The organism is Actinokineospora terrae (assembly GCF_900111175.1).
GTDB lineage: Bacteria > Actinomycetota > Actinomycetes > Mycobacteriales > Pseudonocardiaceae > Actinokineospora > Actinokineospora terrae.
Window position 1 is genome coordinate 460,906 of record NZ_FOGI01000002.1, and the last position, 15,925, is coordinate 476,830.

19 protein-coding genes are annotated in these 15,925 nt (G+C 71.7%); 10 read left to right on the plus strand and 9 right to left on the minus strand.

Annotated elements, in window-relative coordinates:
* Positions 1-54: 54 nt before the first annotated feature.
* Together BMY07_RS05310 and BMY07_RS05315 are read left to right on the plus strand one after the other, a co-directional pair.
* Positions 55-447 (plus strand): hypothetical protein, encoded by a 393-nt coding sequence (locus BMY07_RS05310; protein WP_143073370.1) that lies wholly within the window; start codon positions 55-57, stop codon positions 445-447.
* Positions 444-647 carry a cold-shock protein gene (locus BMY07_RS05315; protein WP_092775303.1) on the plus strand — a complete coding sequence of 68 codons (204 nt, stop codon included), beginning with the start codon at positions 444-446 and terminating at the stop codon, positions 645-647. Before BMY07_RS05310 ends, BMY07_RS05315 begins: the two co-directional genes overlap by 4 nt.
* Positions 648-763: 116 nt before the next feature.
* On the opposite strand, the gene BMY07_RS05320 is transcribed toward BMY07_RS05315, so the two are convergent.
* The 3 genes from BMY07_RS05320 to BMY07_RS05325 form a co-directional block, all read right to left on the minus strand.
* Positions 764-1,333, minus strand: a complete 570-nt coding sequence (locus tag BMY07_RS05320; RefSeq protein ID WP_245782216.1) for a GNAT family N-acetyltransferase — start codon at positions 1,331-1,333, stop codon at positions 764-766.
* Complete coding sequence (locus BMY07_RS33420; RefSeq protein WP_143073371.1) at positions 1,330-1,512, minus strand: hypothetical protein; 183 nt, start codon at positions 1,510-1,512, stop codon at positions 1,330-1,332. The genes BMY07_RS05320 and BMY07_RS33420 overlap by 4 nt, the downstream gene beginning before the upstream one ends.
* 76 nt (positions 1,513-1,588) lie before the next feature.
* A complete protein-coding gene (locus tag BMY07_RS05325; protein ID WP_092775304.1) occupies positions 1,589-2,134 on the minus strand; it encodes a DUF6292 family protein in 546 nt (181 codons plus the stop codon).
* 594 nt (positions 2,135-2,728) lie between these two features.
* Between BMY07_RS05325 and BMY07_RS05330 the strand changes: the two genes are divergently transcribed.
* Positions 2,729-3,682 carry an acyl-CoA desaturase gene (locus BMY07_RS05330; RefSeq protein ID WP_092775305.1) on the plus strand — a complete coding sequence of 318 codons (954 nt, stop codon included), beginning with the start codon at positions 2,729-2,731 and terminating at the stop codon, positions 3,680-3,682.
* Positions 3,683-3,888: 206 nt separating this feature from the next.
* Here the strand turns inward: BMY07_RS05330 and BMY07_RS05335 are convergent, their stop codons facing one another.
* Entirely contained in the window at positions 3,889-4,428 is a 540-nt protein-coding gene (locus BMY07_RS05335) for a class I SAM-dependent DNA methyltransferase (RefSeq protein ID WP_092775306.1), read from the minus strand.
* A gap of 151 nt (positions 4,429-4,579) precedes the next feature.
* Between BMY07_RS05335 and BMY07_RS05340 the strand changes: the two genes are divergently transcribed.
* Positions 4,580-6,118, plus strand: a complete 1,539-nt coding sequence (locus BMY07_RS05340; RefSeq protein WP_092775307.1) for a PQQ-binding-like beta-propeller repeat protein — start codon at positions 4,580-4,582, stop codon at positions 6,116-6,118.
* A gap of 106 nt (positions 6,119-6,224) precedes the next feature.
* On the opposite strand, the gene BMY07_RS34155 is transcribed toward BMY07_RS05340, so the two are convergent.
* Positions 6,225-6,398, minus strand: a complete 174-nt coding sequence (locus BMY07_RS34155) for a hypothetical protein (RefSeq protein WP_177215456.1) — start codon at positions 6,396-6,398, stop codon at positions 6,225-6,227.
* 101 nt (positions 6,399-6,499) lie between these two features.
* Here BMY07_RS34155 and BMY07_RS35835 point away from each other — a divergent pair, with 101 nt between their 5' ends.
* The 3 genes from BMY07_RS35835 (at position 6,500) to BMY07_RS05350 (ending at position 9,588) form a co-directional block, all read left to right on the plus strand.
* Positions 6,500-6,625, plus strand: coding sequence for a hypothetical protein (locus tag BMY07_RS35835; RefSeq protein ID WP_281245034.1), 126 nt, complete (start codon positions 6,500-6,502; stop codon positions 6,623-6,625).
* 648 nt (positions 6,626-7,273) lie between these two features.
* Positions 7,274-8,047 carry a peptidase M10A gene (locus BMY07_RS35840; protein ID WP_092775308.1) on the plus strand — a complete coding sequence of 258 codons (774 nt, stop codon included), beginning with the start codon at positions 7,274-7,276 and terminating at the stop codon, positions 8,045-8,047.
* Between the two features lie 335 nt (positions 8,048-8,382).
* Positions 8,383-9,588: a glycosyltransferase gene (locus tag BMY07_RS05350; protein WP_092775309.1), complete on the plus strand. Its 1,206-nt coding sequence runs from the start codon at positions 8,383-8,385 to the stop codon at positions 9,586-9,588.
* Positions 9,589-9,618: 30 nt separating this feature from the next.
* Here BMY07_RS05350 and BMY07_RS05355 read toward each other — a convergent pair whose 3' ends face one another.
* Entirely contained in the window at positions 9,619-10,335 is a 717-nt protein-coding gene (locus BMY07_RS05355) for a hypothetical protein (protein WP_177215457.1), read from the minus strand.
* A gap of 9 nt (positions 10,336-10,344) precedes the next feature.
* Positions 10,345-11,013 carry a papain-like cysteine protease family protein gene (locus BMY07_RS05360; RefSeq protein ID WP_425426232.1) on the minus strand — a complete coding sequence of 223 codons (669 nt, stop codon included), beginning with the start codon at positions 11,011-11,013 and terminating at the stop codon, positions 10,345-10,347.
* 318 nt (positions 11,014-11,331) lie between these two features.
* On the opposite strand from BMY07_RS05360, the gene BMY07_RS05365 reads away from it, so the two are divergent.
* Positions 11,332-12,114 carry a TIGR04222 domain-containing membrane protein gene (locus BMY07_RS05365; RefSeq protein ID WP_092775310.1) on the plus strand — a complete coding sequence of 261 codons (783 nt, stop codon included), beginning with the start codon at positions 11,332-11,334 and terminating at the stop codon, positions 12,112-12,114.
* A gap of 41 nt (positions 12,115-12,155) precedes the next feature.
* On the plus strand, positions 12,156-12,611 hold the full coding sequence (locus tag BMY07_RS05370; RefSeq protein ID WP_143073372.1) for a DUF6228 family protein: 456 nt from the start codon (positions 12,156-12,158) through the stop codon (positions 12,609-12,611).
* Between the two features lie 9 nt (positions 12,612-12,620).
* Here the strand turns inward: BMY07_RS05370 and ppk2 are convergent, their stop codons facing one another.
* The gene (ppk2, locus tag BMY07_RS05375) at positions 12,621-13,574 is read right to left on the minus strand and encodes a polyphosphate kinase 2 (protein WP_245782217.1); all 954 of its coding nucleotides are present in this window, start codon (positions 13,572-13,574) and stop codon (positions 12,621-12,623) included.
* A gap of 62 nt (positions 13,575-13,636) precedes the next feature.
* Positions 13,637-14,425, minus strand: a complete 789-nt coding sequence (locus tag BMY07_RS05380) for a DUF1206 domain-containing protein (RefSeq protein ID WP_245782218.1) — start codon at positions 14,423-14,425, stop codon at positions 13,637-13,639.
* Positions 14,426-14,499: 74 nt separating this feature from the next.
* Between BMY07_RS05380 and BMY07_RS05385 the strand changes: the two genes are divergently transcribed.
* On the plus strand, positions 14,500-15,915 hold the full coding sequence (locus BMY07_RS05385) for a methyl-accepting chemotaxis protein (protein ID WP_218150599.1): 1,416 nt from the start codon (positions 14,500-14,502) through the stop codon (positions 15,913-15,915).
* Positions 15,916-15,925 lie beyond the last annotated feature (10 nt).

Consider the following 15,925-nt stretch of genomic DNA (forward strand, 5'->3'; position numbering starts at 1 on the left):
GCCGGTCCGACGCGGCACCTGTTGCGGTACAATCGGTTCGGTCGGGGTACCAAGGTGTCGGCACCCAGCGGATCCGGTTCCCGGCTGAGACCGACCGCCGTTCTCGCGGTCGGGGACGGGAGCACCGGCTTGCCGCCGGACTACCAGCTCGCCACGTCACACCACGCACTGACCAGTCCCGCCGAGCGGTCGAGCAAGGCCGCGATCGGCTTCGCCGACGGCCGGGCGGCCGCGGAGAAGGCCGAGGCGGTCCAGCGGGTCCGCGCGGCCCGCACGGTCGCGGTGCACTCGCTCGACGCCGAGGACCGCGGTGTGCTGCTGTCCATGTTGGGCATCGCGGGCCAGGAGTCCGCGCCGTGCACCCCACCGGCTGCCGCCTCCCAGCCCGCCACCCCCCAGCCCGTCGCCGCCATCGCACCGTGGCCGAACCAAGGAGCACGTCGATGACCAGCGGGACTATCAAGTGGTTCAACGGCACCAAGGGCTTCGGCTTCATCACCCCCGCGGGTGGCGGCGTCGACCTGTTCGTGCACCGCTCGTCGATCCAGGGCTACGACAACGCGGGCCTGGCCAACGACCAGCAGGTCGAGTTCGAGATCGGCGAGGGCCGCAAGGGCCCGGAAGCGGTCTCGGTCCGGGTGCTGTAAACCCGGCTCCCCCAGGACGAACGCCGACTGTCCGCCCCCGGTCGTTCACGGGGGCGGACAGTCGTGTGTTGGTCGTGTCCCGCGGTCCAGCCCAGTGCGGGTCAGGCCTGCCGGGTTCAGCTCGGCGGGTGGTGGCCCTCGGGGGCAACACGGTCGAGATCGGCCACGCGCAGCCGGTACACCTGCAGGTCCAGGCCGAAGTACTTGCTGGTCTCACCGACCCAGTACATGCCGTTTCGGCGGATCGCCGTGGTGTCGGCACCCGGCCGGACCAGGGCGAACACCTCGTCGAGGCCGTGCGCGAAGCCCTGCGAGGCGACCAGGAACGCGGTCTCCTCGGCGAGCTGGGCGTCGGCGTCGGGACGCAGCTGCCAGGTCATGCCGGTGTCCTCGTCGCCGGGCGGCAGCGGCAGCAGGGTGGCCCCGCCGACCACGCCGCCGTCGTCGAGCCGCCGGACCGCCCACCGGCCGTGCGGCGCCCCCAGCCCCTCGCGCCCCCACTGCTCGACCAGCGCGCGCATCGCGGCCAGGTCGGCCACCCGGTCGACCTGCGGACACGGCCAGCTGGTCACCGCGGCCGCGCCGTAGACGGCGAACGCGTCGTCGACATCGGCCGCCCGCCACGGCGTCAGGCCGACCGCACCGGACAGCGTCAGTCCACTTCGGACGTCCGGGGTGATGGTCAAGGGGCGGACCGGTCCGGGTGCCTCGGCGTGGGCGCGGTGCCCGGGGTGTCCGATGAGGACTCGAAGCGGGGCACCTGGGCGTTGCCGGGGTTCCTGGTCACCGCCCGCTCCTCGGTGGTGGGGTGGCTGAACAGGACGGGGGACATCCCGCCCTCGTGCTGCGCGGTCACAGGCGTCATGGGTTCCTCTTGTCTCACGGGTGGTTCTTGGTCTGTGGTGGTGTGCACCGCGGGCGTGGTGCGCACCGCGGGCGGCTCAGCGGCCGTGCCCGCGCATGCGCTCGACGACCTCGGTCCAGTCGAGCGGGTCCGGTACCGCCGGTGCGGCGGGGCGGGCGGTGCGCCTGGCGAGCGCGACGGACACGAACCCGGCCACCTCGGCCGGGTCGGGCACCAGGTCGCCGCTGGCCGCCGACAGCACGATCGGGCGTTCCGCCGGGTCGGTCTCCACCGACACCGACCAGCCGCGCGCGTCCCACACCAGCATCACGTCGCGGTCCGGGTACGCGGTGGCCCGGTGCCCGAGCGCCACGTACGCGGTGACCGTGTCGGTGACCTCGCAGGTCACGCCCTCGGCGGGCACCCCGAGCGCCGCGGCGACGGTCCTGACGTAGCCGCCGAGCGCGTGCGCCAGGGCGTGGGCGATCTCGGTCGGCGGGGTCAGCGCGTGCCGGGACGCGGTCCTGGCGGGACGCCACCCGGCCGCGGCCCTGGGCTGCGGCGCGCCGACAACGGCGGCCTGGGTACCGCGGTGGTCGCGGTGGTCGCGGTGCGTCTCGGGGTGTGCGTCGGTGCGTGTCATGTGGATGCGGCCAGCCTCCTGGCTGTGGGCCTGCCGCGCGGCGGACCGCGCGAGTGGCTCGGGAAGGGCCGCGGCCAGCGTGCGCGTGGTGGCGACCAGGGGAAAGCGGGGAGAGCGAGCGGTGCCCGGCGGGTGGGCCGGTGCTCGGCGAACCGACCTCAGGCGGGTCGGACCAGACCGGGAAGCACACCCGCTGGATGCGGGTGGATCGGCGCGCCCTGTGGCCCAGCGTACCCCACCGACAGCCGCAACGGGGGTGACAACCGCGACGACACGGGCGATCGCCTGGTCGGGAGCGACGGAAATCCGCGATTTCGTCCCGAACCGCGGTCACCACGTGGTAGGCGGGCTGGAGGTCGCGTACCGTCAGGGATGACAGGCGGTGCCAACGGCGCGACACCGACCGGGTGGACCCCGGCAGCGCCCCGCCATCCCCGTTCGGTCGACCACGTGCTGGCGTTCACACGGCTGCCGAACGCGTCGGGCGAGAGTCCCACACCGCCGGATCCCCTTTTCACCGAGCCGCTGCCCCGCGCGGGTGCGGCACCGTGCGCCCGCACGGTCGCGCTCGTCCACGACTACCCGAGGCGAAATATGACCACAGCGACACCCAGCCCACCAGTCGACACCCCCCGACCACCGAAGAAGCCGATCCTGGCCGAGCAGGCAGGCCGAGCCGAGCTGATCACCATTCGGTTCTTCCTGATCGTGCCGTTCGTGGCCCTGGTCGGGGTCGTGCCCGCCGCGGTGTGGGGGTGGGGCGTCAGCTGGGTCGACATCGGCATCGCCGCGGTCTTTTACACGGTGTCGACGCTGGGTATCACGATCGGCTACCACCGGTACTTCACCCACGGCGCGTTCAAGGCGAACCGGGGCCTGCGGGTCGCGCTCGCCATCGCCGGTGGCCTGGCCGCGCAGGGCTCGGTGATCACCTGGGTCGCCGACCACCGCCGCCACCACGCGTTCTCCGACCGCGCGGGCGACCCGCACTCCCCGTGGCTGTTCGGCACGTCGCCGATGGCGCTGCTGCGCGGCTTCTGGCACGCGCACATGGGCTGGCTGTTCGGCCGCGACCGCACCAACGTCGACCGGTTCGCCCCCGACCTGGCCGCCGACGCCGACCTGCGGATGGTCGACCGGCTCTTCCCGCTCTGGGTCACCCTCAGCGTCGGCCTGCCCGCGCTGCTCGGCGGGCTGATCACCTGGTCGTGGTGGGGCGCGCTGAGCGCGTTCCTGTGGGCCGGGCTGGCCAGGGTCGCCTTCCAGCACCACGTGACCTGGTCGGTCAACTCGGTCTGCCACATGGTCGGCGACCGCCCGTTCGCCAGCAGGGACAAGTCCGCCAACTTCTGGCCGCTGGCGATCCTGTCCATGGGCGAGTCCTGGCACAACCTGCACCACGCCGACCCCACCTCGGCCCGCCACGGCGTCCGCCGCGGCCAGGTCGACGTGTCGGCCAGGGTCATCTGGATCTTCGAGCGGTTCGGCTGGGCCCACGACGTCCGGTGGCCCGACGAACGCCGCCTCGCCCGCCTCGTCGCGCAGTAGCAGCTCGCCCTCCGGCTGGGCTGCTCGCGGCCCAGCCGGTCATCTCCCCCTTACGGCCATCTCGCCATTGGCTCCTTGCCGCGGTCACGTCTCGCGCAGCAGTCGTCTCCCCCTTCCCGCGGGCTGTGTCGCGTTGCCGCGATCATCCCCACTTGCCGCGGCCGTATCTCTTGCCGCGGACGTCTCCGCTGCGAGTGGCGTGTCGGTCAGCGCTGGTGGACCGAGACCGCGTAGTGGCCGCCGGTGAATGGGTCCTTGGACCAGGTGGCGTACCGCTCGACGAGGGTCAGGCCTGCGGCCGCGCAATGTTCGTCGTAGTCGGTCTCCGTGTAGCCGCGGTCCAGTGAGAAGCCCGCGATGAGGACACCGTCCCGCGCGACGTGCCTCGCGACGCCCGCGGCGAGGTCCGCTTGCGTGCCGGGCGCGGTGAAGAGGGGCACGTTGCCCGCCATCACGACCACGTCGAAGGTCCGCCCGAGGTCCAGCCCCACCAGGTCCCGGCAGTGCCACGTGATGCCCGGCGCCCGCTCCCTGGCCACGGCCAGCATCGACTCGTCCCCATCGACCCCGACGACGTCGATCGCGTGCCGGGCCAACTCGATGCCGACACGCCCCGTGCCGCAGCCCGCGTCCAACACCGTCGCGGGCCGGTACCCGCGAACGAACACGGCTTCCCCGTGCACGTCCTGCCCGTCGCCCGCGAGCCGGTCGAACCGCCGCTGGTAGTCCTCGCCATTCCACGTCACCCGCCCACCGTGGCACACCCGTGCCCGGACAGCTCCGAGCGGGCTCGTCGACCTGCGCACCTTCCCCCGACCGCGGGCGGGAACCGGAAGGCTGCCCTGGCCGTAAGGGAACGGGACCGGGCTTGGGCGCGTCGACAGTGACGTGGTCGGGATGGGGCTCGCGGTGGCGGGCGCGGTGTGCGCGGGCGTGTCGATGCTGCTCGACGGCGGCTTGGCGCGGACCGACCCGGTGTGGGGTGGCGTCGGGGTGGCCGGAGCCGGACTCGCGGCGCTGCTGGTGTTGGGCGGGGCGCGGCGCGTCGGGGGCGTGGTGGCGGGGGCCGCGACGGGGTACGCCGGATTCCTGGTCGTCACCGACGTGACGTCCGGGGTGTCCGGGCCGTCGTCCTGGGTTCTCCTGGTGGGTGCGGTGGCGACGCTGCTGGGGGCGGTGACGCGTGATCGCCGGGGTTGGGTGCTCACCGCCGTGTCGGTGCTGGTGGTCGCGGCGGCGGGGTTCGGCGTCCGGTACGTGCCGGACGCGGTGGCCGTCGAGTCCGGCACGGTCGCGGCGCAGGCCCGGCCCGAGGTCGTCGACCGGCCCCGGGGTGAGCCGTGGCGCTGGACCGCGGACGCGCCGGTCGTGGAGGCGGTGGTCGCCGGGGCCGGGCTGGTGGTCGGCACCGACGCGGGGCAGGTCGTCGCGGTGGGCGCGGGCGGCAGGCAGTCGTGGCACTACACCCGCGCGGGTACCGAGGTGACGTCGCTGGCGACCACACCCGACCAGGCGCTGGTGGTGGCGACGTTCAGCGGCGGCGGGCCCCACGCGCGCGACGGCGAACTGTCGGTGTTGCTCGACGCCGCGACCGGGGATGTCGTTCGGGAGTGGGCGGTGCGCGACCACAGCACGCTCGATCCGTTGCCCTCCAACAGCGTCCTCCCGGTGTCGGAACGGTTCGACCTCCCGGACCGCAGCGCCGACCACCGCACCCATGGCTACGATCTTCGCACCGGGCAACGGTTGTGGACCTGGCAGGCGCCCGCGGGGTGCCTGTCGCCGTGGGGTGTGCACGAGTCGGGCGCGGACGTGGTCATCGTGTCGTTGAGCTGCCGGGACGACTGGGGTGTCGTGGCGTTGGGCGATCGCGACGGAGTGGCGCGGTGGCAGCGGCTGCTCCCGGTGCCACCGGGCGAGAGCTCGCACTTCCTGGTCAACCGGAACGCCGACGGTACGGCGGTTTCCGTGGACGACCTGGGCAGCCGCCGCGAACTCCTGCGGACCCGCGACGGCTCGCCCGTGGCGGTGGAGGCGTTGCGGGGCCGGAGGTTGTGGGCGAACGCGGGACAGGTCGCGGTCGGCGAGGAACAGGTCGCGGGCGGACGGGTGCTGTCGTCGGTGGCGGTGGACCCGGCCGATGGCTCCGCCACGGTGCTGGCGCAGGCGCAGTGCGCGGGCAGGCGAACGCTGGCCACGACCGCGGCGGCGGTGCTGCGACTGTGCTTCACCGATACCCGCGCCGAACTGACCCGGCAGGAACTCGGCGGGAGCACAGTCGAGCGAACGACCATCGACGGCTGGACCGCGCCGCCCGGCCACCAGAACTCGGGCAGCTTCCGCGGGTTGTTCCGCGCGGTCGGCGTGCTGCCCGCGCCGGGTTTCCTCGCCATCGTCCGCCGCGACGACCCCACTGTCCTCGGCTATCCGGGCTAGGCCTACCAGCCGGGACCGCGGGGCAGCCAACACATCCCCGGCCGTCGCGATGCCATGTCCCGGTGGCGTTGCCTGTCGCCACCGGGACGGCTCCGGAAACCAGTGCTCAGTCGGCGATGACCAGGACAGCGGCCGGTCGGGACGGCGAACGCATGCTGTCATCGTCGTCATCGTCATCGTCGTCGTCATCACCGCAGGCGGCGAGCAACGGCAGCATCGCCAACGCCCCCGCGACGACCAGGAGTCGCAACGGTCGGCGGGCGGCGGGATCGTGGGCCACAGCGAGGTCCCCTCATTTTCGGACATACCGGTCACCAGCCACAGTACCCACACCCCGGTTCGATCAACCGGGATCGATGGGCTCCAGACCCCACGGCAACGATGCACGCGGACGAGGCACCCACCGCCGACGACGACCTGGTGCGGCACCTGGTCAGCGACCAGTTCCCCGAGTGGTCCGACCTGCCGATACCGCGCCTGGCCTGGAGTGGACGCATCCACGACTGAGAACGGTCGCGTGCAACCTGATGGAACGGGTCTCCCCGATCCGCGCCGTGGCCGAAGCGCCGTTAGACGAGGGAGACACGTCCGCCGAGGGGGACGGGTGGCCACCTCGGCGTGGCAAGGGGACGCAGGGTCGACCGAGGGCGGTGTGAGGTGGTTGGTGAGATCGGCGGGCCGAGGCAGTCGCCGTGACGGCTGAGGTGGGTAGCCATGGAGGTCGGGTGTGGACAGTGGTCGAGCCTCACCAGCAGCTGGGCTGAACACTCCCCTGCTGTTGGTTGCCGTAGGGAGCGCGAGCTCAAGTGCGGTGCAAGAGGTAGTGAGACCGGCTCGTGGTTGGCACTGTCCACAGTGCATCGCGCACCCGTTCCCGCACCCGTGGGCCGAGTGGCGGCCGGGAGGCCGGTTCACCCGGGACGGGGGTAGACGCGGGGGTGGCTGGGTTTGTGGGTGATGTGGTGACGGTGTGGTGGGGGGCAAAGGGTTCGGCGGCCCGAGTGGGGGTCGCTGAGGGGGCGGAAACCCGGGAGGTTCGGCAGCGCCGGGTGTCGGCTGAGGCGTGCACCCGGTTAGCACCCGAGCGCGCACCCGACCCACTCCCGCAGGCCTCGACTCTTGTGTCATCCAGCCAGGACGACCAGGGAGAACCCGATGCGCCGCTCCATCACCACTCTCGCCGCCACCGCCCTGGCCGCCACCGCCGTCATCGTCGCGGGCCAGCCGGTCGCCTCGAACGCCGCCGCTGAGGACCAGGTCTTCCTGGTCGCCGAAGCGTTCACCTACGACGAGGGCGACGCCGTCACCGCGGCCGCGACCGCCGCCTCCGCCGCCAGCGCCTGCGAGGACACCACCTACGCCCTCAAGACCTGGAAGGTCGGCACCCTCACCTGGCTCTACAACGGTGACGGCGTCCCCGCCAACATCGCCTCCACCGCCCTCAACACCATCACCACCTCCACCAACACCGTCGCCAAGGGCACCAACCGCTGCGGCCTGGCCGCGCTGACCACCTCCACCTACACCTACGGCGGCACCACCACCCTCAAGCCCCAGGTCTCCTCCACCGCCACCTGCACCGGCAACGACAACAAGTCCGTCACCGGCTGGGGCACCCTCCCCACCAAGGTCCTCGCCTACACCTGCACCTACTACAACGCCAAGGGCATCGTCATCGCCTCCGACACCCTCATCGACAACGTCGCCTACACCTGGTTCACCACCAAGCCCACCAACTGCACCGGCCAGCAGTACGACCTCGAAACCACCCTCACCCACGAACGCCTCCACACCGCGGGCCTCGGCCACGTCGACCAGACCACCAACGCCACCCAGACCATGACCCCCGCCAGCTCCCCCTGCGACACCTCCCGCCGCCTCCTCGGCGCAGGCGACTACGCCGGCCTCAAGGCCCTCGCCGGCAAGTAGTCCTCCCCGACCACAGCCCTCTCCCCAACCACGGGGAGAGGGCTTCTGCTTGTTCCCGAGCACGATGTCCGCCTCCTGCACCACGTTCTTCGTCCGCATGAATCCAGGTTAGGGAGACCTGGTGGCGGTCAGGCGAAGAAGAACCCGGACTGTGGACTACTCGGCGGCATGTGGACAACCGGCACGATCCACAGCGGACAGAGACGCGAAAAGGGGAGCCCGACCGGCTCCCCTCCATTGCCAACTTATAGCGCACCAGGGGGCTTGCGGCAAGACCCCGCCGGTGTCGGAGAATCGTCCGCCTACGGCCAGAGCAGGGTGAGCGAGGGGGACGGATGCGGGTCTTGTTGTCGACCTACGGGTCGCGCGGTGACGTCGAACCACTGGTGGGGCTGGCGTTGGCGTTGCGGGAACTCGGCGCCGACGTGCGGGTGTGCGCGCCGCCGGACGTCGATTTCGCCACGCGGTTGGGTGACGTCGGGGTGGAGATGGTGCCGGTAGGGCCTTCGGCGAGCGCGTTGACGGCCGCCGCTCCGCCGCCGACCTCGTTGCCCGAGCGCGCCGCGCGGCTGATCGCCAGCCAGTTCGAGGCCGTCACGACAGCAGCGGAAGGGTGCGATGTGGCGGTGGTGACGGGAATGTTGCCCGCCGCGGCCGGGGCGTTGTCCGTGGCGGAGAAACTGGGCGTTCCCGCGGTGTCGGTGACGTTCCAGCAGTTGACGCTACCGTCGCCGCACCACGCGCCGTTGGCGTATCCGGGGCGACCGTTCCCGCCCGGGATGACCGACAACGCGGCTCTATGGGAGTACGACGCGGAGAGCATCAACGTGTTGTTCGGCGCGGCGCTCAACATGAACCGCGCGGACGCGGGCTTGCCGCCGGTGGAGACCGTCCGTGACTACGTGATCGGCGACCGACCGTGGCTGGCGACGGACCCAGTCCTGGACCCGTGGCGACCGACCGGCCTCGACGTCGTGCAGACCGGCGCGTGGACGGTTCCGGACGACCGACCGCTACCGCCCGATCTGGTGGCGTTCCTCGACGCGGGCGAGCCACCGGTGTACGTCGGCTTCGGCAGCATGCCCCTGCACGCGGCCGCGGACATCGCCGAGGTCGCCATCAAGGCGGTCCGCGCGCAGGGCCGCCGCCTTGTCCTGCTGCGCGGCTGGGCCGACCTCTCCCTGGTCGACGCGGACGATTGTCTCGTGGTCGGCGAAGTCAACCAGCAAGCGCTGTTCCCCAGGACCGCCGCCATCGTCCACCACGGCGGCGCGGGAACCACGACAACCGCGACCCGGTCCGGCGCACCCCAGGTCGTGATCCCACAGGCAGCCGACCAGCCTTACTGGGCGAACCGAGTAGCCGACCTGGGAATCGGCGTAGCCCACAACGGCCCGACACCGACCTTCGATTCCCTCTCAGCCGCCCTCGACGCGGCTCTTACCCCCGCCACCCGCGACAGGGCTACCACCGTGGCATCCACCATCCGCACCGACGGTGCCACCAGAGCCGCGAAGCTACTCATCGAGGGAACCTACTGACACGCTTTCCCCGCATCCAGGGTGTGCACACTAGCCCCGAGAGCGTTTCGACCGGCGGCGCAACAGGATGGCGGCGGCAAGGACGAGGGCCGAGCCGATCGCGACGGGCAGGGACCAGTCGCGAGTGGAGGGTGAGGTGGGGGCAGGAACGGGCAGGGGGTCGAGGGCGGCGGCGTAGCGGGTGTGGACCTGGGATTGGTACTGGGGAAGGGAGATGAGGGCGCCGATCGGGGATTGCGGGGTGCTGGCCCGGAGGAGCACCACGCCCGAGGGGGTCAGTTCGTACCAGCCGTTGATCTGCGGCTCGTTCAGCAGCAGGGAGTCGGGGGCCAGGCGGGCGCTGAGGAACTCCTCGTCGTTGCCGGAGAAGACGCTGTCGACCGACCAGGTGCCCGCGGCGTCGGGCGTGACGCGGAGGGTGGCGTGGTGGCCCACCTCGTCGGTGGCGGTGACGGCGACGTACTGCAGGATTCCCGCTGGGGCGCCGGGGGTGCCGCGGACGAAGTCGGGGTTGAGGACGTAGGTGGGGGTGGCGCGGGAGGAGACGGTGATGGTGGTGGGGTCGGTGCCGTGGACCTGCCGGAAGTTCGTCTTGGCGATGCTGGTCGACGCGGGCTCCCCGGCGGCGGCCACCGCGGCGGCGAGGTCGGGCGGCGAGGGTTGCCGCGGCGGCACGGCAGCGGCGGCGGGCGTGGACAGGGCGGCCGCGAGCAGCAGCGCGGCGACGAGGGGTTTCCGGCAGGCCACGGCCGTCCCCTACCGGGCCTTGGTGATGTTGACGATGGTGTCGTTCCAGCGGAACTGGGCGTTGCTGCGGTACTTGGTGTAGTTCCAGGTCTGGTACCGCTGGTAGGTCGGCCACGGGTCGCCGACCATGATGGTCTTGTTGGTGGAGTCGTAGCCGTAGATCACCTCGGCGTGGCCGCCGCCGGAGGTCCAGTAGATCCCGGTCAGGTTCGGGATCCCGGCGTCGATCTGGCTGACGACGGAGGCGAAGCTGATGGCCCCGCCCGCGTCCACGGCGTTGAACCCGGTGCCCCGGAAGCCGCGCACGATCTCGGGGATCTCGGCGGCCTCGTTGCGGCAGTACCCGCCCGAGGCGCCCTTGCCCGCGGCGCAGAACGACTGCTGCGTCGCGGTGCCCCCGAGGGTGCGCTCGATGCTGGACCCGGTCGCCGCCCAGCACCACTGGTCCTGCTGCTGGACCTGCTGGGTGTAGTTCAGCTTCTTCACCGCCAGCGGCGCCGCGCCGAGCGCGGCCCTGACGGGGACGACCTCCTTGACCTCGGTGTGGTCGGCGGTCTTGACCAATCCGTTCGGCAGCACACCGGTGGCGGCGACCGCGGGCGACGGGACCACCACCGCGACCGCGGCGAGCGCGGCCACCGCGAGCGGCAGGGCTCGCAGAAGGGTTGTTCGATGCACGAGTGTTCTCCTTGCAGGGGAAGGACTTCCGGCACGCTCGACCCGGGACCGGCGGGTCTGCCCAACCGTCGCGCTCCCCCACCGGCGTGAACAACCACGCCGCGTTGCCGGCCGCCGCCCTGTGATCGTTCACGCCCCACCACGCAGGGCGTTGCCAAGCGACGGCGCCAACATTCGCTGTTCCTTCACCGGGGGTGAACGCGCGGCGGGCGCGTCAGTGAACCGGACACCGCGCGCATACCGGTTCGCCCGTTCCGACCCCGCGCCGCGCCGGTGATCACTAGGCTCGGGGGAGGCGCCGAGCGAGGGGATCGCGGGATGTTCGTGTCGTGGATGGTGCTGTTCGTGGCGGCGTGCGGGATGCCCGTGTGGCTGCTGGCGCGGGACTACCGGCAGGCTCGGGACACCAGCGTGGCGGACCGGCACGACTGGGACCTGGTCGACACCGCGTTGCTGCGCGGTGGGCGCGCCGGGCGGGTGCGGGCGGCGGACGCGATCGTGGCCGACCTCGTCGACCGCGGGGTGCTCGAGGTGAGCGACACCCACACCCTCACCCCGGTGTCACCGGCTGCCGGGCCGTTCACCGGGATGGAGAAGGTGGTCGTCGAGTACACCGGGAAGCGAACGGCCCGGTTGTGGTCCATCCGCAACGAGATCACGGACAACTGCGACGAGGAGTTCGACACCCGGTACCGGGAGCTGCGCAAGATCGGTGTGCTGCTGTCGTTGTCCGGCCAGGGCATGGCGTTCGCGGTGGTCCACACGGCCATGCTCTTCCTCACCGTCCCGTACTTCTTGTACTGGATCGACGGCATCTTCACCAGCGAGCCGCTGTGGCTGTGGGACGGCCCCGCGGGCCGGGCCCGGCTGCTGATGTTCCTGATCTTCGCCGTCCCGGTCGGCCTCGTGGTGTGGCGGGAACGGCTCTTCCGGATGACCGCGCGCAGCCCGCTCGGCGATGTCGTCGCGGAGCGCCTGGCCACCACCGCCACCGCTGCCGACGGCCTGGGCCGCTGGGTCGCGCTCCACGGCCTGGCCACCGCCAACCCGGACCAGGACGACCCGCGCCCGCTCATCCTCGGCACCGCGGCACCGGCGTAAAGCCGTTGGGTCGCCGCAGGACAGCCGGCTAGCCTTGCCGCATGACATGCTCCAGCTGCCACGGGCCGTCCTGTGTGGACGAGGACGCGGTGGTCGTGCGCTGCACACTCGACTCATCGGTGACGCTGACCTTCTGCGACCGCCACGTCGAGTGGGTCGGCGAGTACTACGGCGGGACGGATTTCACCGTCCACGCGCGGTCGCACAGGCTGGACGCGGTGATCGACACGAACGACTGCGAGGTCGACACCGGCCTCGCGGACTTCATCGAGGGTCTGGACTTTCGCGGCTGGTCGGGCGCGCGGCGCTGGCACAGCAGGCAACTGGCGGTGTCGGCGCTCTACGAGTCGCGCGGGTACGTCAAGCTGTCCTGGACCCTGCGGTGCGACGAGTACACCGAGTACTGGAACACCACCGTGGTGATGTGGGTGGAGGCGGGTTCCGCCAAGGACGACCTGGCGGCGCGGCTGCACGTGTTCCTCAGCGGCCCCGACTAGCGGTCGGGCTCAGCTGCGGTGGTGGTGGATGAGCGGGGTCGGGCTCAGGTCCGTGTCGTCCTCGCCCTCCTCCAGCAGGGTGCTCGCGGAGCCCACGACCCGGTGGTCGGGTTTGCCGACGACGTCGAGGTCGCGGTCGGTGTAGTCCAGGCCCGCCAGGACGCTGCGCATGGCCTCGATGCGGGCCCGGCGCTTGTCGTTGCTCTTGACCACCGTCCAGGGCGCGTCCGGGGTGTCGGTGGCGCGGAACATGGCGACCTTGGCCGCGGTGTAGTCGTCCCACCGGTCCAGCGACGCCAGGTCGTTGGGGCTGAGCTTCCACTGCCGGATCGGGTCGATCTGGCGGACGATGAACCGGGTCCGCTGCTCGCGGCGCGACACCGAGAACCAGAACTTCACCAGGTGCACGCCGTCCTCGACCAGCATCCGCTCGAACACCGGTGCCTGGCGGACGAACAGCTCGTACTGCTCGTCGGTGCAGTAGCCCATGACCCGCTCGACACCGGCGCGGTTGTACCAGGACCGGTCGAACAGGACCAGCTCCCCCGCGGTCGGCAGCTGGTTGACGTAGCGCTGGAAGTACCACTGACCGCGTTCCTGCTCGGTCGGCGTGCCCAGCGCCACCACCCGGGCGCCGCGGGGGTTGAGGTTCTCGGTGAACCGCTTGATGGTGCCGCCCTTGCCCGCGGCGTCGCGGCCCTCGAACAGGATCACGACCCGCTGCCCGGTGTCCTTGACCCAGCGCTGGAGCTTGAGCATCTCGATGTGCAGGGTCCGCTTGAGCCGCTCGTACTCGCGCCTGCGCAGCCGCTTGTCGAACGGGTAGTTCTCCCGCCAGGTGTCGACCACGCTGCCGTCGGCGCGCAGCAGGACCGGCTCGCCGCCTGCACCGAACTCGACCGTCAGCTCCGTGGCCAGCTCCGGGAACAGGGTGCGCGCGTGCGCCAGCGGGTCCTCGATCACGCCAACTCCTCGATCATGCCAACACCGTGCCACAGGACCGGGCGACCCGCCCACACCGGACATCAGTCGCGGTGGGCCTTGGCCGCGGCGAAGCAGTACACCCCGAACGCGGCGAGGCCCACCGCGATGACCGCGAGCAGGACGACCCCGTACGGCTGGGCGGCGACGGTGTGCAGCGCCTTGTCCATGCCGCCGGAGTGCGCCGGGTCGCCGTGCAACGCCGCGAGGCCGACCAGCACCGCGATGACGCCGTAGGCGAGGCCCTTGCCGATCCAGCCCGCCCTACCGACGTGGTGGACCAGGCCGCGGGTGTTCGCCGGTAGCTCTGACATGTCGAGGTCGCGTTCGAAGGACCTTTTCACGCCCTTGTAGAAGATGACGGCAGCGATAACGAACACCCCGAGGGCGACCAAGCCGACCAGCACCTGCCCGTACGGCAGGGCCAGGACCTTGGCGGTCAGGGCTTGCTGCTTACCGGTGGAGTCAGTACTACCGGCGCCCCTGGCGAAGTCGAGGGCGGCGATGCCGATCCCGGTCGCGGTGATGGCCCTGGCGCCCGCCCCCAGCCGCTTGGCCAGGCGTTTGCGCGGCTTGGCGACGTAGGTGTACCCGGCGAGGCCCTCGGTGACCTGCCAGAGCGCGAACAGGAACAGGCCGATGGTCAGCGCCCACAGCAGCACCGGCCCGGCACTGGTCTCCGCGACCTCGGCGATGGCGCCCTTGGAGTCGGTCTGCTCACCCGTCTGGCCGACCACCACCTGGATGGCCAGCCAGGCGATGATGAGGTGCACACCGCCGTAGAACACCATGCCGATCCGCCCCAGCGTCTGGACAGCCGGGTTTCGCCTCATTTGTCCCACTGCGCTCACCCCGGCTACCTACCCACCCCCGGGCTCACTCACACGGGTAACGGCCGCTGGTCGCGATGACCGAGCGGGCGCGTGACGGCGGCCGGGCCGGGCGTTCGCCACCGACCGACCCGGCGAAGGCGCTCACCTCGACCCGGGCGCTGCCGATGGGGTGCGACGTGACCACTACTTGGCGCCTGCCTCGCGGCGCACGGCTGACCCCGGAGTCCTGGGCCGCCCGCCACCGCATCCTGACCGTCCTGCTCTGGCTGCACGTGCCCGGCCTGGCGGTCCTCGGCCTGCTCGGCCCCCGCCCGCTGTGGGAGTCGTGGGTGCTGCCGCTGGGCGTGGCGCTGTTCGCGGTCACCGCGAAGCTGAGCCGGGTGCCCAGGCGCAAGGCGAACCTGACCAGCCTCGGGCTGCTGGGCAGCACGTTCGTCGCGATCGAGCTCTCCGGCGGGCAGATGGCCGCGCACATCCACCTGTACGCGATCCTGGCCTTCGTCGCCCTCTACCAGCAGTGGGGTCCGCTGGTGTGGGCCGTCGTGGTGATCATCCTGCACCACGGGGTGTTCGGCCTGGTCGCCCCCGAGATGGTGTTCGGCATGTCGCACGCCGACCACGCGGGCATGGCCATGTCGATGACCGCGGGCGAGGCGCTGGTCATGGTGGGCGTGCACGCCGGGCTCGCGCTGCTGGAGTCCGTCGGCATCCTGTGCTTCTGGCACTTCTCCGAACTGGCCGAGCGCGACGCCGAGGAAGCCATGGCCCGCAGCCAGCGCGAACGCGAGCAGGAGCAGGCCGTCGAGCAGGAGGCCAAGATCACCGCGGCCGAGGTCGAGCGCGAGCGCGCCGCCCGGCTCGCCGAGCGCGGCGCCCAACTCGCCGCCGACGCCGCGACCATCGGGGCAGGCGCCCGCGCCGCCATCGACGCCGTCGCCGTGGTCGACGCGGAACTGGCGACGCTGTCCACCGCCATCCAGGAGATCGCCCGCCGGGCCGTCGACGCGGCGGGCACCGCGGGCCAGAGCCAGAGCACCGCCCGCCAGTCCGCCGACCAGGTCACCCGCCTGGAGCGCTCGGTCGGCGAGATCGCCGACGTCAACGGCATGATCGCCGACCTCGCCGAGCAGACCAACCTGCTCTCCCTCAACGCCGCCATCGAGGCGGCGCGGGCCGGGGAGATGGGCAAGGGCTTCGGCGTGGTCGCCAGCGAGGTCCGCGCCCTGGCCAACGCCACCTCGTCCTCGGTGGGCCGGGTCGAGGCCGTCATCAACACCATCGTCGGCCAGACCGGCGAGGTCACCCGCAGCTTCGACAGCACCATCGCCGTCATCGACACCGTCCGCGACACCCAGTTGGAGATCGCGCACGCCGTCGAGCAGCAGTCGCAGGTCCTCACCGAGGTGACCGACCAGCTCTCCCGCGCGACCAAGGCCGCACGCGAAGTTCTGGCCGGCCTCGACCAGCTCTCAGCCACCGCGCTCGATTGATTCCTCCCGC